Origin of the sequence: Peribacillus sp. NJ11 (genome assembly GCF_030348405.1) — a bacterium.
GTDB lineage: Bacteria > Bacillota > Bacilli > Bacillales > DSM-1321 > Peribacillus.
This window is the reverse complement of the sequence record NZ_JAUCFO010000001.1, coordinates 3610646-3631128: the sequence shown is the minus strand read 5'-3', so window position 1 is coordinate 3631128 and position 20483 is coordinate 3610646. Positions and strand designations below refer to the sequence as shown.

The following is a 20483-nucleotide window of genomic DNA, read 5'->3' as shown; positions in this document are numbered from 1 at the left end:
TAAAATTTCATATTAAAATATTATTATATAATAAAAAACTATGCCTATAAACCAATGGTCCAATAGGCATAGTCATACCAACAAAATTATATAGTTTAATGTCTTCTACAAATTTACTGGTTATTCCCGATCGAAAAGAGATGCACCTGCTATACCAGGCTTTGTCATCTCATAAGGATTTAAAATTAAATCCAATTCTTCTTCAGTTAACACATCATACTGTAAACAAAGTTCGCGAACTGATTTTCCTTTTAAAATCGCTTCACGCGCAATACGTGAAACCACTTCGTAACCAAGGTGCGGGTTGACCGCTGTAATCACTCCAACACTTTGTTCGACATAATCTTTTAAATGTTGCTCATTCGCTTCAATGCCTTCTAAACAATAATCTGTAAAGACATTGAAAGCATTGTTCATAATGCTGATAGATTGCAATAAATTGAATACAAGCACTGGCTCCATTACATTCAACTCTAGTTGCCCCGCTTCTGATGCTAAGCATATCGTATTATCGTTCCCGATCACTTGGAAAGCGACTTGATTAATTAATTCTGGCATTACTGGATTTACTTTTCCTGGCATGATGGATGAACCTGGTTGACGAGCTGGAAGTGTGATTTCTCCTAATCCCGCTCTTGGTCCTGAAGCCATCAAACGTAAATCATTAGCAATTTTAGACATATTCATCATACATACTTTCAATGAAGCTGACACTTCTGTATATGCATCCGTATTTTGGGTTGCATCTACTAAATGTTCTGCTCCGACAAGTGGCAATTCACTGATTTCAGCTAAATACTTAACAACATTTTCAATGTAACGCGGATCTGCATTTAATCCCGTTCCAACTGCAGTTGCTCCCATATTCACTTCATATAAATGTTGACGTGATTGACTGATTCTTTTTATATCCCGCTCTAATACGCGACTATATGCTTCAAATTCTTGCCCGAGTCGAATTGGCACTGCATCCTGAAGATGTGTGCGACCCATTTTGATAACATGATCAAATTGTTTTGCTTTATTCTTTAGGACCGTACTCATCTTTGTCATTGTTTGTATTAACTGCTCTAATAGTCGTAGTGTTGATAAATGAATGGCAGTTGGAAATACGTCATTCGTCGATTGTGACATGTTAACGTGGCTGTTTGGACTAACATGAACATAATCACCTTTATTGTGTCCCATAAGTTCTAACGCTCGGTTGGCAACGATTTCATTAATGTTCATATTCATCGAAGTGCCCGCGCCGCCTTGAATTGGGTCAACGATGAAATATTCATGCCACTTTCCATCGATCACTTCATCTGAAGCTTTAACGATAGCGTTTCCAATACCTTCATACAAGCGTTTGGTATCCATATTTGCTAAAGCGGCTGCTTTTTTTATCATAGCAAGTGCACGAATCATTTCTTCATTGACTTTATAACCGGTAATCGGAAAATTTTCTACAGCGCGTAAAGTTTGTATTCCATAATAAACATCTGCTGGAATTTCCTTTTCCCCAAGAAAGTCTTTTTCAATTCGGTATGTTCTCTCATCTATCAACATTTCCTCTTGCCCCTTTGTTTGTTCTAGAATGTAATGTCCTCTGCAATCGGTGTTTCCATCAATTCCTTCACCTTTTTGGGATCCTGTGTCTTTGCTAATATCCACATCAACTTAGGAACGATGGCTTCTGTATTCATATTTCTGGAACGAATGATGACATTCTTATTTACTTTTCGTCCCACTTCGTATATATCCATATCCTCCCCTTCCTCTAAACATTGGGTAGTAATGACAACGGATATTCCACACTCGACCAACTCATTCAACTTCTCTAAAATATTTCTTCCTTGAAACGGAATACCGCCGCTCCCATAACTTTCAATTACAATTCCCCGGTATTGATTTTTCAGAAAATCAAAGAATTCGGGCTTAATCCCCGGATATAGCTTTACCAAAGCAACATCAGTACAAATGGAAGCATCTAACTTGGCTTTCTTATTCTTTGTTGATTGAACTGGCTTAAGATACTCAATTTTATCTTTTGATATGGAAGCAATATAAGGATAATTAATACTTTCAAACGAATCATAGCTTTTCGTTCTCAATTTAATGGCCCTTGTACCCTGGATGACTCTACCATCAAAAACTACATATACGCCTCCAATATCTTCACAAGCAAACCGAATCGCATCAGAGATATTTCTTTTGGCATCCGTCTTTTTAAAGGCAATTGGGATTTGAGAACCTGTAATAATAATTGGTTTCCCTAAATCTTGTAACATATATGAGAGCGCAGCTGAAGTGTAAGCCATCGTATCTGTCCCATGGGTGATCACAAAGCCATCGTAATCATGGTAGTGCTCATGGATGGATTGAGCCATTTCTGTCCAATCTTCCGGCTGCATATTTGTACTATCGATATTCATCAAAGGCTTACTATCAATCTGACATAAATCCAATCCCGGAAGGTGACCTAAAATTTCGTCAGCTTTCATCCCTGGAACCAGTCCATTTTCCCCTTCTAACGATGCAATTGTACCACCGGTAGTAATTAACATCAACTTCTTAATTTTTGACTTCAATTCCTCCAATTTACTACCCCCTATAAAGCCTCCCTGTATCCCAATCATTCTAAGCATCTCAGAAAGGATGTATTCATTGTAAATGTTCATGTTACGCGTACATCACATGTAATTATAGTTCTGTTCAAGAGTGAAATCAAGCTAAAGTTATTCATTACGCGTACACTTTATTGTCATATGATGGTATAATGGATTTATATAAAAGGAGAGTAATAAAAATGATATTAAATAGATTAACTACATTAAGGAAGTGCAAAAGGTGGTCTTTGCAATATACGGCTGACAGGCTCGGAATCGCCAAGAGTACCTATGCAGGTTACGAATCGGGCCACCGCCGCCCTTCATTAGAAACGATTAATTTATTAGCCGGCTTATATGATACATCCACCGATTATCTTCTAGGTAGAGTAGATTATCCAGCTTCTCTGCCTAAAGAGGTTTCCACAGAATCACTTCAGGTCTTGGAATTAACCGATTTATCAAATATGAAGCTTTCTGTCGATGGAATTTCTCTTTCTGAAGAAGAAACGATTCAATTTATTGCTTTTATTAGAGCTAAGCGAGAAGTGGAAGTAAATCGAGATAAACTTAATAAAACAAAAGAGCCATTGGGCTAAGTTTTGGTAAGTGGAATCTGATATAACCTTTCAATTAGCAACAAATATACGAAATCAAATTGCGGACATTATTATTTTCCTGCAGCATTTATGAGGGACATAACCGTATGACATAAAGCAGGGTCTTATAGTTATAAAGTGGACTTATTGCACTATCACCTGATAGTTGGGTTTTAACTTACTTGGAAAATTAGGATATGGTAGGCTTGATGGATTCTTTTAAGAACATGAACTCCCTTAACTTTTGTTAGGATAAGTTGTCCTAGTTATTGAAGTTCGCACTTTCATGACTAAAATGATCGCTATTTTTTATGACAAGAGAATATGTGTACCAATAGATTATACTACTAACTGGTCTGGGCTCTGCAATGAAAACTAATGTCCCGAGAAAGTAAGTTGGAGGTTTTTATCATTTAATAGAAGAAAGTCGTATTATCATAGATCCTCCATTATTTTTATCCTGTTTTCCACTCTTCTTACAAAAAATTTTAACAGAATTTTTTGTAATTCTTCCGTTTTTTCCTCCATTTATACGCTTATTTACATTTAACCACTCCGACTTTCCCTCTTTATTATTTGCAATGAAAGAAAAAACCATAGCAAAGCTCATGGTTTTTTCCCAATCCCATATATGGAAATTAATGAAATCTTTAAAAGCAAATACGAAGCTGAATGTTGGAACCATCATGATGAAGTGGAACAAACGTTATTATTCATGTGCTGTTTTTCGGAAAGCGAAATTTTATAAGCCTTACTAGAATGGGAAATTGCTTAAGCAAACAATAATAATTGCAATACCTTGCTAGTACTATGTTATGAGCGATATTTAAAAATGACTAAACTATATACTGCTTCCCAATTAATTAAGGCATCTCGTCTTCTTTTTCACGATTTTTAAAAGCTTCATGTGTGACAATATCCTCAATCTGTTCATATTGTCGACTATGTTCTTTCTCTTCGCTTATTCTATTATTAGGTAAATTCCCTGGATGTCCTTTTTCTTTGTGATTAAAATTTTTACCACGACTCATATTCATTCTCTCCTTTCTATTCTTGTTTATTTAGTTTTCCCAAGCGTAAAAAAAATATGATTTAATTTCCCTTTTTACTGATCGTGAATCATTTTATTAATAAGGAACTTTCATTCTAGGTTGACTCATATTTCATTGTTTCTTGCTTTAATGAAGGCTGTTTTTCATTGTTGCCTTAAGCAGTTTGGCTAAATAAGTAAAGGTGAATCTGAACCTGCTGCAAAATCGGATTCATTCCTCTCTAAATCCCGAGAGATAGCAACTAATATTTCCAAATCCCTCCTTTCTCGTTCAATATTCGTCTAATTGTACATCATGATCCAGGCAATCAAGCGGCAAAATCCGCAACCACCGTTAAGTAGGCGCAATTCGGTCAAGTGCATACATGAAACGAATCACTTATTTCAGAAGCCCCTAGAAACAATAAGCAATTCTCCCTTTCCTTCCAATAACTCAAATCTGAATAAAGAGACAAAAAGAACAGGAACCGCCTGATTAAGATGATTCCTGTTCTTTTTATTTTTGACAAGACGAGAGGGAGGGTTTTCCCACTTCTTACATAGCTAATAAAAACATTTTGAAATCCAGAAAAAAGGCTATGAGGATACCACCTCGGATGGTCGCCACTTTCTTGAAATCTCTTCAATATGATGAGGTGCCGTTCTGCAGCAACCTCCAATCAAACGTGCCCCTGCATGGTGCCATTCTTCGGATTTCAGGTCGAACTTGTTACAAGATTCTTGACCATGCCATGTTTTGGTATCCGGATTATAAGTTTCACCAGAATTCGGATAAACAATAATTGGTTTTTTCGTGTTTGCACTCAACACATTGATAGCTTCCGTGACAACTGATACTGGTGCACAATTAATGCCAATCGCTGCAATTTGCTCACTTTCCTCAAACAACCTCGTACACTCCTCCAGCAATGTACCGTCACTTATCGCTTTCTCATCTTTCAAAGAAAAGGATAGCCAAGCATACACTTCTGGATAATCCTTCAATAATGAATCCAATACTTTTGCTTCTTGAAGGGATGGAATCGTTTCAAATGCTAGGAGATCAGCACCTGCTTCAATCAAAGCTGATATTCTTGGGCGATGAAATTCTACTAAGGTTTCATCTGAAACACCATAGTTTCCTACATATTCTGAACCATCTGCAAGGTACGCCCCATAAGGTCCAACTGATGCAGCAACCAATGGCTTAGGTCTATTTGTTTGCGTTTCATCCTTCCAATAATCATCCCTTGCTTTCCTTGCGAGTAACACCGTTTTCCGAATTAACTCCATGGCCTCTTTTTCTTGTATCCCACGCAGGGAGAAACCTTCAACGGTGGCTTGGTAGCTTGCAGTTATCGCACAGTCCGCTCCAGCACGAAAATATGCAGAGTGAACCTGATAAATCACTTCTGGATTTTCAAGTAATACACGTGCAGACCACAGGGGATCGTCCAAATCACATCCATACCGCTCGAGCTCTGTAGCTAGAGCTCCGTCCAGAATCATGACTGAATGATCTCGTAAAATAGCGTCAATTGGGTTTATTTTATTCTTCATGGTTTTACTCCTCTTTTCTTTGAAGATTGTGTAATATAATAAGTTCCATAGCAAAACAAAATAAATGGAATACCACAATAAAGTGCTATCCGTTGTGTAGGATCAAAGGCAATTCCTATACATGAAGCAAGACAAAGCATGAAAGAAACGATTGGTACGAACGGATATAATGGTGTACGATAAGCCAAATCATTTACTGAATTTCCTTCTTTTATAAAACGTCTTCGGAATAGGAACTGTGAAGCGCTAATACTCATCCAAACTACAACCACGGCTAGACCCGAAATGGATACAAGGACGATATACACCGTATCCGGTGCAATAATACTCGAGAACAAGGCTAAACCACCACCCAACATACTGAAAATGACTGCATTTATCGGAACGCCTCTTTTTGTTAATTTTGCAAATATTGGTGATATCGTTTTCTTATCTGCAAGGGACCAAAGCATTCTGGAAGAGGCATATAGACCTGAGTTTGCAGCAGACAAAATGGCAGTTAAAATAACAAAGTTCATGATATCCGCTGCATATGGCACTCCAATTCGTTCAAGAACTGCAACAAAGGGGCTCTCTAATACGCTTGCATCCGAAACAGGCAATAATGCGGATAATACAACGATGGTTCCTACAAAAAAGATGATCAATCTCCATAATGTCATGCGGATTGCCTTTGGTATCGTTTTTTCTGGATTCACAGTTTCTCCAGCTGCAATTCCGATTAATTCAGTTCCAGAAAATGCGAAATTCACCGCAAGCATCGTCATTATAATGGCAAAAGCACCATTCGGAAATAAACCTGCACTTGTAAAATTGGAAAATAGCGGTGCTGGTTGTGAGTTAGTCATTGGAATAAAACCTACCATTGTCGCTGCTCCCAAAATAATAAATATCACAATCGCAATTACCTTTATAGACGCAAACCAAAATTCGGATTCAGCGAAAAACTTAACGGTCCAAGCATTTAATACCAAGACCAATATGGCAAATAGAGCACTCCATATCCAGACATTGATTGATGGAAACCATCGCTGCATCAACAATCCTGCAGCCGTGAATTCCGAACCTAGTGCAACAGTCCAGGTTAACCAATATAACCAAGCTACTGTAAACCCTGTCCCTGGTCCGATGTATTTGGCTGCGTAGCTATGAAACGCACCTGTCTCGGGCATATGTACTGCCAGTTCACCTAGACATAGCATGACTAGATAAACCACTAATGCTCCAATCAGATACGAAAGGATGGTGCCAAACGGGCCAGCCTGCTGAATCGTATAACCCGAACTTAAGAACAAACCTGTTCCAATCACCCCGCCAAGCGATAGCATGATTAAATGCCGTGTTTTCATTTCCCTTTGAAATTCCTGTTTCCTTTTGTTCTCCATTCATACTCTCCTTTATCCTGCATCCAGAAAAAAACGAAAACGCACTCTAAAAAGAGTGCGCTACTGACAAATAAAAACGTACGGTCTTATCTATCAAGGTTTCACCCCCTGGAATTAGCACAGTGTCTTAGCAGACCTGTTGCTGAGGTTTCATAGGGCCAGTCCCTCCACCTCTCTGGATAAGAAATTAATTTTTTATAACTTTATCAATCTATGAAAAAATTGTCAAGTTTTGTTTTGGAATATAAAGAATTCCCTTTACATTCGGACTATTTTGTCACCTCCGGCATGATTGCTTGTTTTGGTACAGTCGCTCACCGTAGAATTGCAGATAATGCTAACCGGAAATAATTTTGGTATAAAAAAAATGACGACATCTTAAAAGATGACGCCATTTTTTCTTTCTTATCACTTAAGGTCGTTCCATTTCAAATAATTCCCCTAGTTTTGTATAAGTATGACCCGCTAATCTTGCTACAGGTTTAAGCCCATTCTGGTCAATTCGGCCATTATGGTAAATATCTTGCTCTATATGATAGCAGACTATTTTACCTATCAATAAATCACAACCAGGTTTATCTAGGGAACCTCCCAATGGAATCGCATGCTCTAATGTACATTCAAAGCGTACCTTCGCTTCTTGCAATCCTGGTACGGATACCTTATCACTAACAGCCGTCGTGAAATTGGTCAGGCCCAATTCACTTTCATCCGATGGGAGTTCCTTGGCCGTTCGATTTGCATCAGCAACATTATTTTCATCAGTGATATGAACAACGAATTCCCCTGATTGAATTGCATTTCGTGCAGTGTCCTTTGAAACTCCTTCTTTCCGTTGAACAGAAATGGAAATCATCGGAGGATTGGAACTGACTATGTTAAAAAAGCTGAACGGCGCTATATTGATGGTACCGGTTTCGGATTGTGTCGTAATCAGAGCTATGGGTCTCGGTATAATGCTTCCAGTCAAAAACTTATAATTTTCCCGTTCAGTCAGACCTTCAGGATTTACTGAAATCATCTTCATTCCCTCTTTCATTCTTATATAAAGTTCTTATGAAACCATGAACCTGCTGCCTCGACCTCTGAACGTGTTAACTGATGACCGTAATTTTCCCAGTGAACTTCCACCGAAGCACCAGCTTGCAATAAAAGTTGTTTAAGTTCATCCGTTTCTTCTGCCGGGCAAATCGGATCGTTTTTACCTGCAGCAATAAATACAGGTATATCTGAGAGTGACGGCATAGCAATCCCTCGTCTAGGCACCATTGGATGATGAAGAATCGCTCCTTGTAGTGCCCCTTCGAAATGGAACATCAAACTTGCCGCTATATTTGCACCATTAGAATAACCTAATGCTACCACTCTGTCACGGTCGAAGTCATATTGTCCGGACGCTAATTCCAAGAAGTCATTAAGCTCATTCGTACGGAAAATCAAATCTTCTTCATCAAAAACCCCTTCAGCTAACCGGCGGAAAAAACGAGGCATTCCGTTTTCAAGTACATTTCCCCGTACACTCAATACGGATGAACCCGGTGAAACCATTTCCGATAATGGCAAGAGATCTGATTCCGTTCCTCCAGTACCATGTAAAAGCAAAAGTACCGGAGCTTCTGGATTACTTCCTTTTTGAAAAATATGTTTCATCATTTATCCTCCTCTAGTACTCTCGGCACTGCCGGCAGTAACGTTTTCTCCATGATTCCCCTTTTTTCTTCCAGCCATGGCGGGAGCATCAATTTACTACCCATCGTTTCCTTCGTCTCATCATGAGCAAAGCCAGGTGGATCTGTGGCAACTTCAAAGAGTATGCCTCCATCTTCCCGGAAATAAATGGCATCGAAGTATTGACGGTCTGTAAATGGGGTCACGCCATAGCCATTGTTACCGATATGTTCTCTCCATTCTTTATGATCTTCATTATCGCTTGCACGCCATGCCAGATGATGGACAGTTCCTACTCCGATTTTCCCATTTGGCAAAACGGTTTTTTTAACATCTATTAAATTTCCGATGTCCGATGTGGATTTGAAGCGGATGAAATCGTCCTCTTCCCCGATCTTTTGCAGGCCCATCACTTCCTCTAATAGTTCCATCGTTTTGATCGGTTTTGACGTCAATAATACAGCACCGCCGAATCCCTTGACCGCCTTATCAGCTGGTACACCGCCGAATGACCACTCGCTATTTTTACCTTCTTTACGCTCAACCAGTTCAAGTTGCAAACCATGTGGGTCTTGGAATTTCAGATATTCCTCACCGAAACGTGATGACTTTTCAAAGTCTATATTAAATTTACCCAAACGCATTTCCCAGAAGCCCATTGAACCTTCCGGAATGGCATATGTCGTAATCCCCACTTGTCCAGAGCCAATTGTCCCTCGGTATGCCCCAGGCCAAGGAAAGAAAGTGATGATAGTACCCGGTGAACCTGATTCATCTCCGAAATATAAGTGATAGGTGCCTGGATCATCAAAATTAACAGTTTTCTTCACCATACGCATCCCTAATACTCCAGCATAAAAATCCACATTCTCTTGAGGATTGCCTACAATTGCGGTTATATGATGTATTCCTGCATTTTGCTTTCTCATGCCGATTACTTCCTTTCCCGTTGATTAATTTGTTGATTTAGTATTCAGGGGTTTTAAATTCGATTCAATATCTTTTCTTTTCGATTCTAAAAATGGTGGCAGTGCGAGGTTCTCGCCTAGGTGCTCCTCTGCTTCATCCACTGCAAAACCAGGTCCATCAGTCGCTAATTCAAATAATATGCCATTCGGCTCCCTAAAATATAGTGAACGAAAATAAAAGCGGTCCACATATCCCGAGTTCACGAATTTCGATTCACTAATTTTCTCTATCCATTTTCTCAGTTCTACTTCATTATCCACCCGGAAGGCAACATGGTGTACTCCGCCTCTCCCCAATCGTTCTCGGGGAATGTCATTCCTTTCTTCGACATGGACTTCCGCTCCTGTTCCTCCCTCACCTGTCTCGTAAACGACAATCGGATTTTGCCCCCTAATTGAGGATGGGTATGTGCCTGATTTCCTGAACCCCAATACTTCGGTAAGAACGCTTTGCGTTTGTTCAATATTGGGTACAGTAAGTTTAACTGGTCCTAATCCTAGTATGGAAAACTCTTGCGGTACCGGGCTTCCATCCCATGGTAACCCTCCTTGAACGCCTTTATTATCCTGATCGGAAACAAGAAGAAGCCTTTGCCCTTCAGGATCTTTAAAAGAAAGAACCTTCCTTTGAAAACGGGTTGATATTTCATCATGATCAACCTTGGATTCCACAAACCGTTTTTTCCAATATTCGAGTGCTTCATCATCCCTCACCCGTAAAGAAATTTCTGAAATACTATTGTTTCCTTCATGAGTGCGGGCAGCATTGGGAATTTCAAAAAATGTCAGTTCCGTTCCCGGTGAACCAATTTGGTCTCCATAAAATAAGTGATACACACGAATATCATCTTGATTCACCGTTTTTTTGATTAATCGCATCCCTAATACTTTCGTGTAAAATTCAAAGTTGTTTCCCGCTCTAGCTGTAATCGCCGAAACATGATGTAATCCTTTTAATTCCATCCGTACCACTCCTATCTTTATAAATCTCCCCTTAAGGAGATGAATTATCCGCCAATAATATCTCGAATTCAAGGTATCTAATCTGTTATACACAACACTTTTAATAAAAATATCTTGAATTAAAGATAAACGACATTTATATATTTGTCAACCATTCTTGATTCAAATATTTCAAACCATTCACTTAATAAAATAATAATATCAGGTCAAAATAAGTCGGTATAATTAATGGAGGTGTGATATATGGCTAAAGATTTTTCAAGTGCAATTGAAGATAGGCGCTCATATTATTCCCTTAGTAAGGAAATTGTCGTCCCTAATAAAAGGATTAAGGAAGTTATCGATCATGCCGTTCAATATTCCCCTTCCGCTTTCAACTCACAAAGTGCAAGAGTGATTGTTTTAACCGGGAAAAGCCACGACCAATTATGGAATATCACAAAGGAAACATTAAGAAAAGCAGTCGGTGACAAAGAATTTGAAAAAACGGAAGAAAAAATGAAGTCATTTATAAATGGTTATGGTACGGTTTTATTCTTTGAAGATCAGGCCATTATAGAAAGGCTTCAAGAACAATTCAAGACGTATGCCGAAAACTTCCCGATTTGGTCTAACCAATCATCTGCCATTTTACAATTTGTCGTATGGACTTCCTTGGAAATTGAGGGGTTTGGTGCAAGTCTTCAGCATTATAATCCTTTAATCGATGACGAGGTGAGAAAGACATGGGATATATCACGCGACTGGAAACTCATCGCACAGATGCCTTTTGGAAAACCCACTGCAGAGCCTGGCGATAAAGCCGTCTCACCACTTGAAGAACGAGTGAAATATTATCAATAATACATTAGGGCCGGCTCTACATACTGAGCCAGCCCTTACTTTTATTTCACTTTAATAATCTGGGAATGTCGCAAAGAATTTTGAAAATATCAATGACGCAAAGCCCATAAATTCTACAACCGGCATGATTTTATTATACTCATTGTCGTTCAAAACGTACATTTCGCCCCCCCTAGTAACCTATTGAATTGGGGAAGAACGCCCTGGTAGCCATTCCTTCAAATAAGATGGGAGTTCACCCGAATATTGTTTTGCAGCATGTCCACTTTTCAGTAGACTGAATGTCTTATCCTTGCATGTTAAATGCTCCATTACCGGATAAATCATTTCCTGTGGGACCAGTCGATCATACTTACTAGCTATGACCAAAACACTAGCATTAATTTTTGATAGCTTTGCTTTTTTTCCCCTTACCTTGAAACCACCATTAACCAAGCTATTTTTCATTAAAAGTTCTTTGGTTATTTGTTTTGCGGCTGCTCCGGATAATGGTACATGCCCATTAGCCCAAGCATTGAAACGGCGCCAATTTTGGACGTATTCCTCATCATCCGCTTGATTCAATAAAGATAAATAGGGTGATAAATAGATTGGAGATGTAATTAACCGGATTCCATATTTGACTGCACTGGCTGGGATCGTTTGATAAATATCGATCGTCTCGTCAAAATTCGCGGTACCTTCCTTTAACGCTTCCTGCCATTTATCAAAAAATTCTGAGGCACTGAAATCTACCGGTGTAACGGAGAGGATCAAATTCTTGATTGGCTCGTTTGCAATGGCAGCATATATTGCGGCTATTGTACCGCCGAGGCAAAACCCCATAACTGTAATTTCTGATGCTCCAGAGTGGCGTAATGCACGCTGCACCCCTTTTTGAATATAATCGATGATATAATCTTCGATCGATATTTCACCATCTTCAAACCCCGGGCTTCCAAAATCAAGCAAATACACATCAAAACCTTCATTTACAAAAGATTCTATTAAACTATTCCCTGGGGACAAATCAAGAATCAAAGGAGTATTGATTAGTGAATATATAAGAAAAACCGGTACATCATATTTTTTTTGTGCTGACGGATAATACCAAAGCGTTGATTTATTTTTTTTCCACACCGCTATTTTCGGCGTCAGTCCCACTTCAGGCATTGGCTGATTGGGAATATCCATAAAATGTCTCCATTTAGTTATGGATTCGGATTGATTTTTCGGCACTTTCCGCTTAGCCATTTGAATTCCCCTGTCCAATTGAATCGACCTCAGGCAACTGTGCACTTAACAACAAAGAGTTATTTATCAAATCCGATATCCTTTTTTTACTCCCTTCCATTTCATTGGATTCCAATCTTGATTTCTTTTTCATACTGCGCGATGAATTGGCATTCCGTTTATTGCGTAATGAAGAATTACCTTTAGCAGTCCCTTCTCTATCCTCAACAAGTGTATAGACCAGCTCTTCTAACCTATCAATCTTTTCTTCGAGCTGGATGATTAATTTCGCTACACTCGCCACATCTTTTTTTGTTGGATAATTCATGATGATGGACATTCTTTCTGATTCTTCCTGCATCCTATTTATTCTTGGAATCTGCATTTGTGCATTATCGCTTATTCTTTCTATTAATTCACGATTATTTAGCAAACCCTTGATTTTATCATTCAGCTGCTGCTCTTTTTGTGTGCCTATCAGTTTAAGTCCTTTAAAAAAATTTGATTTTTCCGCCATATATATCTTCCTTCCTTCTCCTCCGTTTATACTGCTGCCGATATTCCCCCGTCAATGATCAAAACATGACCAACCATATAGTCAGAAGCCTTTGAGGCTAAAAATACGGCAGCTCCCTTTAAATCATCATCGTTGCCAAACCGGCCCGCAGGAGTTTTACCTAATATGTCATAGTTGGAATTTTCAAGAATATTCTTTGAGATCCTAGTCGGGAAAAATCCAGGTGCTATCGCATTTACTTGGATACCGTACCTAGCGAGCTTTACCCCTAAATCCTTAGTCAATGTAATGACGGCACCCTTACTGGTGTTATAAGCAATGGTATCCAATAGCTCTGGAAACGTCCCGCCAAGACCCGTCACAGATGCAATATTTATGATTTTTCCGGAATTTTGCTGCTTCATGATCTTCGCTACAGCCTGTGAAAACAGGAAAGTACCTGTAACATTTACATTCAATACTTTTTCCCACTTATCCTTGGGAAGATCAAATAGCGGCCCTGCCCAGGACGTGCCGCTATTATTGACAAGAATATCAATCGTACCGAATTGGGCAACCGTTTCCTGTACCACATGATCAATATCACTCTCTTTCGTGATATCACATTCAAAGGCAACTGCCTTAATCCCCATTGATTGCAAGTGTTCGCATACCTCTTTACATACAGGAAGATTTCGTGAGGCAATGGCTATATTTGCTCCTGCCTCCCCCAACGCCATGGCAATCTGTTTGCCCAGTCCCCTACCGCCACCGGTAATGATTGCCGTTTTATTAGTCAAATCGAACATATTACTTAAAGTAGTCAACTTTTCAGCCCTTCCGTAATGAATTATTATTTATATAACTAATCTATATTATTATAGAAAAGCCTATCCAATATGGTGCTTAAAATAGCCTAATGCCTCTGCCTTTTGTTTGACCAATCCTAACTCGACACACTGTAAGTTTTTTTCGTCGTTTGTGAGAAATTCGACCGAACGGGCACATTATTCGGCATTTTCGGAGATTATTCGAACAGATCGACACTTTTTTCGGCCATTTGGAATCTTAATTCGACGATTCAACACTTTCGAGCAAAATCGAATACATAACCTGTTTAATCGTTTACACTATTAGATACAGTAAGGAGGTTAAAAATATGACGTTACATCACTTTCATTTAACCGCGGAATGGCCTGGCGGCAGAAATGATATCGGCACGATTCAATCAGGAAATCTGCAAACACAGATAAGTATCCCTACGGAAATGGAGGGACCAGGGATTGGCACTAATCCCGATGAAATGCTGCTTGGAGCGGCCTCGACCTGCTATATCATTACCTTTGCTGCCATGTTAGAGCGAGCCCATATAGAAAAGGACAGCTTGACCATGCAATCGGAAGCCTTAGTGGATGTTACAAATGGTGTATTCACCTACAAGAAGATCATACATCGCCCTACACTAGTGTTAGCACGGGATACATCAGAAAAAGTGGCTGAAAAAGCGAGGGTACTTGCTGAAAAAGCTGAAACTTCTTGTATGATTTCAAGAGCGATCAAAGGTAATGTAGCGGTGGAATTGAACGTGACAATTTCCATATCACAACAACCTTGAACAGAAAAAGTGCCTAACCCTATATTGGGTTAGGCACTTTTTGAACTATTGAATTGCGTTCACTTTATTTTCAACCTGGCGGCACACTTCATCAGCCGTTAAACCATTTGCCTCTATGATAGACGCTTTTAATGAAGTATCGCTTATTCCCATCACATTACTATCCATTCCTGTTACCACACAACAATCCACGTTTTTTGCGTCAGCTTCTTGTTTAATCTCCACAACATCAAAACCTTTTTCACGAAGTGCTTCCTGAATATTCGTTAATGATTCTTCAACACCGATTTTTGACATCAACACACACCTCCTCTACTTTCTAACCTGTCCTTTTCACCTTCAATATATGTATAGGATGCAAAGGAAATAGGGAAAGTAATATCGAGGTGATAAAAATGAATGGTAAACACAAGAAAGATGCTTCACAAACTCGTTTAGGTTCTTCTCAGGTAGAGGGACAAGGTACCACTACGAAAGAAACCGGGTCCTTCACTCAACCATCTTCACTTAAAAAGCAAAAGCGTTCATGATAACCTAAACTATCATGGATTTCCGTGTACATGTTACACAAAAAACGCTTGGTTTAACAGCCAAGCGTTTTCCTCTGCTTAATCCAATGTAAATGTAACATACCCAGTTTCCTTACTTTCGACCAGGCTCTTTTCTTATAGATTTTGCTTTCTGATTTCCTGTTGGATCTTAAGATCATTCAGGTGATCCCCATCTTTGGCTTTTGAACTCATTTTTGATCTCCCGGCTTCATCCTGGTTTAAATCACTTGCCTTTAAATTATTATCGGGAGCGGCTTGCTCATTCCATTTTGTCATCATGATCTCCTCCTCAGTCCTTTATCCTTCCCAAACCTAAGAATATTCATGAATATACCCCATCGTTTATTGCAAAGATACTAATGGAGGTGGTTTTATTGGAACCAAACAAACCCGGCAATAAGGATGTACCGGATTTTAAAGAGTTGAACGACCGTATCATCAGGGAACCTTCACAGAGTCCCCGTTTAGTAATTAAAACGAATTTGGATGTAAAGAATGTAAATGATGAGAATCCCTATACCGATCGGATCAACAGTGAGGGATTTTCTGATTTTTTTGAGGAATAAAACAAAACCGGCTTAATAAGCCGGTTAATCTTAAAAATATTTTTTCTTCCAAAAAATGAATGCTGTCGTCCCCGCTAAAGTGATGGCAATTAATAATGTAAAGATGAAAGCATACGGATTATGTTCAAATGGCAGTTCCACATTCATTCCGTAAAAACTTGCCACCATCGTCGGGAGCGTTAAAATAATTGTCACTGAGGTTAGAAACTTCATGGCATTATTGACATTATTGGAAATAATCGAAGCGAATGCATCCATCATCCCGCTAAGTATCGAGAGATACACTTCTGCCATTTCAATTGCCTGAGCATTTTCGATGATTACGTCCTCAAGTAATTCTTTATCTTCTTCATACATTTTCAAATAATTAAAACGGAGGATCTTATCAAGTACTACCCGATTGGATTTCAATGATGTCGTAAAATAAACGAGGCTTTTTTCCAAAGCCAAGAAAGTATACAGTTCTTTATTTTTCATGGACTGATGCAATTCACGTTCCGCTTCATTCGTCATTTTGTTAATCTGTTTCAGATAACGTAAATAATAAGATGAAATTTCAAATAATAATTGTAAAGCAAACCTTGTTTTCTTATTGGTGAAAAACCCTTTGATCTTATTGTTTTTGAAATTCGCCAATATGGGTGTTTCTTTCAAAGATACCGTAATAAAACAGTCTTTGGTAAAGATCATCCCTATGGGAATCGTTTCAAAGATGGGTAAGTCGGCTTCGTCCCGGGTCAAATATGGAAAATCAACAATTATTAATACATTATCATCTTCTTTTTCTATCCGAGGCCTTTCCTCATCGTCCAGCGGGTCTTTCATGAAATTGATCGGTAACTTCAAAGTCGTGCATATATAACTTATTTCAGCTTCAGTGGGCGCGACGATATTCACCCAGGAACCTTTTGTCATTTCCTCGATATTATTTAGGTGACGGTTTTCATCCGTCTTGTAGATTTCAATCATTAGTTGACCTCCTCTTCTATAGAGAAAGCCTTATTTACCTTCTTCGAGCAGATACTCAGGGAGAATAACAGTCTCGACTTCTAGCATCATATCGGCTTCCTCTTGCTTTCTGGGTTCAGGATCATAAGAACTGCTGCTCACTCGTATCCACTTCCTTTCGATTCTTTAATCTTAATCCTTATTCTTTTAAAGCACAATAACGAATTTACCACCTTGAATACCCGGTTTAAAATTCGCAATTATCTGTTTTTTACCGATAAAATAAAGGGATAAAAAAATCGCTTGGGAATCCCCAAGCGATTTTTGATTATCCATGCTTTGCATTATTATAATAGTGAACACCATACATGGCGCCTTCATCTACCATTTTATTATCTTCATGATCATATGGATCAGGGTGACCAGCCTTTTCAATTACAGGGTCTAGCTCTGAAGCCTTCCTATTCCAAAAGCTTAATGTCTTATCTTTTGCATTGGACCATATGCCCTTCACTTTTACTCTGTTCGTTTTATTTGATAAAAATGAGACTCCGGCAACTCCGACTCCTAGTAATAATGCGTTTCTTCCTATTGCCATCATTACCTTCCCCCTTTTTTATTGGATTAATATATATATACCCAATGCCAGTTAATGTAAACCTTTATTTATATGGAGGCTTTTGATAAAAGAAATTAGGTTTCATTATTTCATTGTCATACGGCTTATGAAAAACGTGCGTCGTAGCTGGAGAGACCGGTGGAATTAACCATGTCCAGTCCCCTGTTACTTTCCGGTCACAAGAAGTTTCTTTTTCTTCGAATTTCTTGAATTGTTTAGCTGCAGTATGATGATCAACAATGCTGACTCCATGTTTTTTAAACGAATGTAGGACGGCATCATTCAGTTCGATCAAGGCTCGATCTTTCCATAAAGTCGAATCACGCTTAATATCCAAGCCCATCCTCTCCCCGATTGCTGGAAGCATATTGTAGCGTTCTTCATCAGCAAGGTTTCTGGCACCAATCTCCGTTCCCATGTACCACCCATTAAATGGTGCAGCTGAATAGGTAATACCGCCAATTTCTAGCCTCATACCAGAAATGATTGGAACTGCATACCATTTGATTTGAAGATCTTTGAACCATTTAAGCTCCGGGTGTGTGATTGGCACTTCTTTAACGAGACTTTCAGGAATTTCATGAAAATTAGGGGTTTTCCCTTCCAATTGGACTACAATGGGTAATATATCGAAAGGTCCAAATTTCCCTTCCCATCCCAATGCCATACATTTCTTGGTGAATTCTATTGAACTTGAATCGCCAATTACACCATTCTCCGACTCATATCCAGCATAACGAATAAGCTGATGATTCCAAATATCCAATTTTCCTTCATGATCTTTCTGTTTGAAAATTGTAATCACTGGCCTGATGTTTCCATTATTCGTAGCGAATTCGATATGGTCAAATAAAGCCGATACAATTTCTTGTTCGCTTTGAATCATCCTTTTATCAATCACCCTCAGCGACTCCCAAAAAAAGCGACCGATGCAGCGATTACTATTACGCCAAGCTAATTTAGCACCATATACTAATTCTTCATATGTATGTTCATATCTGTCTGTTTCATTAATTTCCCTTTTGATTTGTTCAACCCTGTCATTTATTTCCTCTTCCGTTTTCAACAATTCCGGATAGCTTGTCCTGATAAAGGATACGGCCTCCTGCAGTAAATCACTCATCTTTCCCACGGATCCTTCCATTTGCATAACTTTGACTTCCATAATAAAGTAACATATTTTTCATAGTATCTCTAAATGAACTCATTTTTAAAGAGCATATCTTTTTAAAATGTGGCAATTCCGAGGCAGAATTTTTTTGTTGATACTTAAAGTAAGCTTATAAATTTCTTATACCATAACATCTCTAGTAACTAAATAATAATCGGTAAAGTTGTTACCTAAGAGGTAAATGCATTATAATATAATAATAATGGGGTGATATGATGAATAATACGACACTTTGTCCACGCTTTGAAAAAGGAATGCAAATCTTGAGTAAACGCTGGACTGGATTGATTGTCAATCAATTGCTTAATGGCCCTCAACGGTTTTGTAATATTGAATCTGCCTTCCCGATCAGTGGCAGGATTCTTTCTGAACGTTTAAAGGACTTGGAAATTGAAGGTATTGTAAAAAGGGACGTATATCCAGAGACACCGGTCAGGATTGAATATTCTTTAACTGAAAAAGGCAAGGCTCTTGCACCGGTAATGAACGAAATCCAAAAATGGGCACAAGAATGGCTCGAACCAATACAGAATCAATGAAATAGGCATTTGAAGAAAAGGGGGAAAGTTCGCCAGCTGGCGAACTTTCCCTTTTTTTATATCTTGCATTTGTTTAAGCGCCTGCTACAAGTGGTATATTTTTTACAGATAGAATAACACTAGGGTTATTCCAAATTGTATGGGCGGTGAATTCATGAAGCAAGCAGATTGCATTATTATTGGTGGCGGTATAGCCGGTATTCAGGCAGCCATCCAGCTCGGTAGATATAAACATGATATTATCGTCATTGATTCTGCTCAAGGCCGCTCTTCCATAGCAAAGGCTTACCATAACATTCTTGGGTGGCCAGACGGGGTAAGCGGCAAACAATTAAGGACTCTGGGCAGACAGCACGCAGAAAAATTCGGTGTTGAATTCTTCGATGATACTGTGACATCACTTGAAAAAAAGCAGGACAAGTTTTTTATCCAAACAAAGAATGACATGGAATATCAAGCAAAAATGATTTTTCTCGGTACTGGCATCACCGATAACATCCCTCCAATCAAAAACATCTATCCAACTCTTGGGACATCCACTTATATATGCCCTGACTGTGATGGGTATGAGATCATGGATAAGCAAACCGTGGTCCTAGGTGGCGGAAATACAGGTGCAGGTATGGCCCTTACTCTACTATATTGGTCAAAAGATATCATTTACGTAAATCACTTGAAATCAAAAATCGATGATAAGTATCGGGAAAAGTTAAAGGAAAACCAGATTCCCGTATTTGAAGAGGAAGTCGAAGAGGTTCATGTAGATGCCAAACAGCAGTTAACCGCAATACAATTAGTTTCTGGTAAAATAATTGAAGCTGAAAAGGCATTCACGGCATTTAAAGGGAACAAACTCAATAATGGCCTCGCCCTACAATTAGGTGTGCAAGTAAACGAAAACAATCATGTCGTGATTCATCCCCGCACTAAAGAAACGAATATTAAAGGAGTCTGGGCTGGCGGCGACCTTGTTGCCCATTCCGAACAAGTCACCATATCGATGGGGGACGGGACCCAAGCAGCTATTTGGATTCATAAGAGACTGATGGGACAGCCACTTCCTTATGATTAACAACCTATTGGAAAATTCAAAGGGCGACCTGTTTACCAGGCCGCCTTTTGAATTCATATTAATAAACGTTTTTGTCTAAGCCTTCTT

The 20483-nt window shown here is 38.9% G+C and carries 25 protein-coding genes and 1 riboswitch; of the genes, 7 read left to right on the top strand and 18 right to left on the bottom strand.

What is annotated here, in order from left to right; translation table 11 throughout:
• Window positions 1–120: 120 nt before the first annotated feature.
• Window positions 121–1551, bottom strand: coding sequence for an aspartate ammonia-lyase (aspA, locus tag QUF86_RS17995; RefSeq protein ID WP_289316168.1), 1431 nt, complete (start codon window positions 1549–1551; stop codon window positions 121–123).
• Between the two features lie 23 nt (window positions 1552–1574).
• Window positions 1575–2561 carry an asparaginase gene (locus QUF86_RS17990; protein WP_289318362.1) on the bottom strand — a complete coding sequence of 329 codons (987 nt, stop codon included), beginning with the start codon at window positions 2559–2561 and terminating at the stop codon, window positions 1575–1577.
• Between the two features lie 230 nt (window positions 2562–2791).
• Between QUF86_RS17990 and QUF86_RS17985 the strand changes: the two genes are divergently transcribed.
• Complete coding sequence (locus QUF86_RS17985) at window positions 2792–3190, top strand: helix-turn-helix domain-containing protein (RefSeq protein WP_289316167.1); 399 nt, start codon at window positions 2792–2794, stop codon at window positions 3188–3190.
• Window positions 3191–3599: 409 nt separating this feature from the next.
• On the opposite strand, the gene QUF86_RS17980 is transcribed toward QUF86_RS17985, so the two are convergent.
• From QUF86_RS17980 to QUF86_RS17945, 8 genes are all read right to left on the bottom strand, one after another.
• Window positions 3600–3800, bottom strand: coding sequence for a hypothetical protein (locus QUF86_RS17980; RefSeq protein WP_289335080.1), 201 nt, complete (start codon window positions 3798–3800; stop codon window positions 3600–3602).
• Between the two features lie 253 nt (window positions 3801–4053).
• Window positions 4054–4221 carry a hypothetical protein gene (locus QUF86_RS17975; protein WP_162878727.1) on the bottom strand — a complete coding sequence of 56 codons (168 nt, stop codon included), beginning with the start codon at window positions 4219–4221 and terminating at the stop codon, window positions 4054–4056.
• A 596-nt stretch (window positions 4222–4817) separates the two neighbouring features.
• Window positions 4818–5780 carry a homocysteine S-methyltransferase gene (gene mmuM / locus QUF86_RS17970; RefSeq protein WP_289335079.1) on the bottom strand — a complete coding sequence of 321 codons (963 nt, stop codon included), beginning with the start codon at window positions 5778–5780 and terminating at the stop codon, window positions 4818–4820.
• Window positions 5777–7165: an S-methylmethionine permease gene (gene mmuP / locus QUF86_RS17965; protein WP_289335078.1), complete on the bottom strand. Its 1389-nt coding sequence runs from the start codon at window positions 7163–7165 to the stop codon at window positions 5777–5779. The genes mmuM and mmuP overlap by 4 nt, the downstream gene beginning before the upstream one ends.
• An 83-nt stretch (window positions 7166–7248) precedes the next feature.
• Window positions 7249–7351: riboswitch (SAM riboswitch) on the bottom strand.
• Between the two features lie 226 nt (window positions 7352–7577).
• Window positions 7578–8186 (bottom strand): flavin reductase family protein, encoded by a 609-nt coding sequence (locus QUF86_RS17960; protein ID WP_289335076.1) that lies wholly within the window; start codon window positions 8184–8186, stop codon window positions 7578–7580.
• 20 nt (window positions 8187–8206) lie between these two features.
• Window positions 8207–8815: an alpha/beta hydrolase gene (locus QUF86_RS17955; protein ID WP_289335075.1), complete on the bottom strand. Its 609-nt coding sequence runs from the start codon at window positions 8813–8815 to the stop codon at window positions 8207–8209.
• Window positions 8815–9762 carry a ring-cleaving dioxygenase gene (locus tag QUF86_RS17950; RefSeq protein ID WP_289316162.1) on the bottom strand — a complete coding sequence of 316 codons (948 nt, stop codon included), beginning with the start codon at window positions 9760–9762 and terminating at the stop codon, window positions 8815–8817. The genes QUF86_RS17955 and QUF86_RS17950 overlap by 1 nt, the downstream gene beginning before the upstream one ends.
• Before the next feature lie 24 nt (window positions 9763–9786).
• A complete protein-coding gene (locus QUF86_RS17945; RefSeq protein ID WP_289316161.1) occupies window positions 9787–10764 on the bottom strand; it encodes a ring-cleaving dioxygenase in 978 nt (325 codons plus the stop codon).
• Window positions 10765–11007: 243 nt separating this feature from the next.
• Between QUF86_RS17945 and QUF86_RS17940 the strand changes: the two genes are divergently transcribed.
• Window positions 11008–11607 (top strand): nitroreductase family protein, encoded by a 600-nt coding sequence (locus QUF86_RS17940; RefSeq protein ID WP_289335074.1) that lies wholly within the window; start codon window positions 11008–11010, stop codon window positions 11605–11607.
• 180 nt (window positions 11608–11787) lie between these two features.
• Here QUF86_RS17940 and QUF86_RS17935 read toward each other — a convergent pair whose 3' ends face one another.
• The 3 genes from QUF86_RS17935 to QUF86_RS17925 are packed head-to-tail and all read right to left on the bottom strand — an operon-like array spanning window position 11788 to window position 14124.
• On the bottom strand, window positions 11788–12840 hold the full coding sequence (locus QUF86_RS17935; RefSeq protein ID WP_289335073.1) for an alpha/beta fold hydrolase: 1053 nt from the start codon (window positions 12838–12840) through the stop codon (window positions 11788–11790).
• Entirely contained in the window at window positions 12833–13336 is a 504-nt protein-coding gene (locus QUF86_RS17930; RefSeq protein ID WP_289335072.1) for a hypothetical protein, read from the bottom strand. The genes QUF86_RS17935 and QUF86_RS17930 overlap by 8 nt, the downstream gene beginning before the upstream one ends.
• Before the next feature lie 26 nt (window positions 13337–13362).
• A complete protein-coding gene (locus tag QUF86_RS17925) occupies window positions 13363–14124 on the bottom strand; it encodes an SDR family oxidoreductase (protein WP_289318361.1) in 762 nt (253 codons plus the stop codon).
• Window positions 14125–14474: 350 nt separating this feature from the next.
• Between QUF86_RS17925 and QUF86_RS17920 the strand changes: the two genes are divergently transcribed.
• Window positions 14475–14930 (top strand): OsmC family protein, encoded by a 456-nt coding sequence (locus tag QUF86_RS17920; protein ID WP_289316157.1) that lies wholly within the window; start codon window positions 14475–14477, stop codon window positions 14928–14930.
• Window positions 14931–14975: 45 nt separating this feature from the next.
• Here QUF86_RS17920 and QUF86_RS17915 read toward each other — a convergent pair whose 3' ends face one another.
• Window positions 14976–15227, bottom strand: coding sequence for a YkuS family protein (locus tag QUF86_RS17915; RefSeq protein WP_289316156.1), 252 nt, complete (start codon window positions 15225–15227; stop codon window positions 14976–14978).
• A gap of 98 nt (window positions 15228–15325) precedes the next feature.
• Here QUF86_RS17915 and QUF86_RS17910 point away from each other — a divergent pair, with 98 nt between their 5' ends.
• Window positions 15326–15460, top strand: coding sequence for a YuzL family protein (locus QUF86_RS17910; protein WP_089363323.1), 135 nt, complete (start codon window positions 15326–15328; stop codon window positions 15458–15460).
• 135 nt (window positions 15461–15595) lie between these two features.
• Here the strand turns inward: QUF86_RS17910 and QUF86_RS17905 are convergent, their stop codons facing one another.
• Window positions 15596–15757: a hypothetical protein gene (locus QUF86_RS17905; RefSeq protein ID WP_289316155.1), complete on the bottom strand. Its 162-nt coding sequence runs from the start codon at window positions 15755–15757 to the stop codon at window positions 15596–15598.
• 98 nt (window positions 15758–15855) lie between these two features.
• Between QUF86_RS17905 and QUF86_RS17900 the strand changes: the two genes are divergently transcribed.
• Window positions 15856–16047, top strand: coding sequence for a hypothetical protein (locus QUF86_RS17900; RefSeq protein ID WP_289335071.1), 192 nt, complete (start codon window positions 15856–15858; stop codon window positions 16045–16047).
• Window positions 16048–16077: 30 nt separating this feature from the next.
• On the opposite strand, the gene QUF86_RS17895 is transcribed toward QUF86_RS17900, so the two are convergent.
• From QUF86_RS17895 to QUF86_RS17885, 3 genes are all read right to left on the bottom strand, one after another.
• On the bottom strand, window positions 16078–17016 hold the full coding sequence (locus tag QUF86_RS17895; protein ID WP_289316153.1) for a magnesium transporter CorA family protein: 939 nt from the start codon (window positions 17014–17016) through the stop codon (window positions 16078–16080).
• Window positions 17017–17323: 307 nt separating this feature from the next.
• Entirely contained in the window at window positions 17324–17593 is a 270-nt protein-coding gene (locus QUF86_RS17890; protein ID WP_289335070.1) for a hypothetical protein, read from the bottom strand.
• Between the two features lie 64 nt (window positions 17594–17657).
• The gene (locus QUF86_RS17885; protein WP_289335069.1) at window positions 17658–18764 is read right to left on the bottom strand and encodes a nitric oxide synthase oxygenase; all 1107 of its coding nucleotides are present in this window, start codon (window positions 18762–18764) and stop codon (window positions 17658–17660) included.
• Between the two features lie 236 nt (window positions 18765–19000).
• Here QUF86_RS17885 and QUF86_RS17880 point away from each other — a divergent pair, with 236 nt between their 5' ends.
• Together QUF86_RS17880 and QUF86_RS17875 are read left to right on the top strand one after the other, a co-directional pair.
• A complete protein-coding gene (locus QUF86_RS17880) occupies window positions 19001–19324 on the top strand; it encodes a catDE operon transcriptional regulator CatR (RefSeq protein WP_252281196.1) in 324 nt (107 codons plus the stop codon).
• 154 nt (window positions 19325–19478) lie between these two features.
• Window positions 19479–20396, top strand: coding sequence for an NAD(P)/FAD-dependent oxidoreductase (locus tag QUF86_RS17875; protein WP_289316150.1), 918 nt, complete (start codon window positions 19479–19481; stop codon window positions 20394–20396).
• The last annotated feature ends 87 nt before the right edge of the window (window positions 20397–20483 follow it).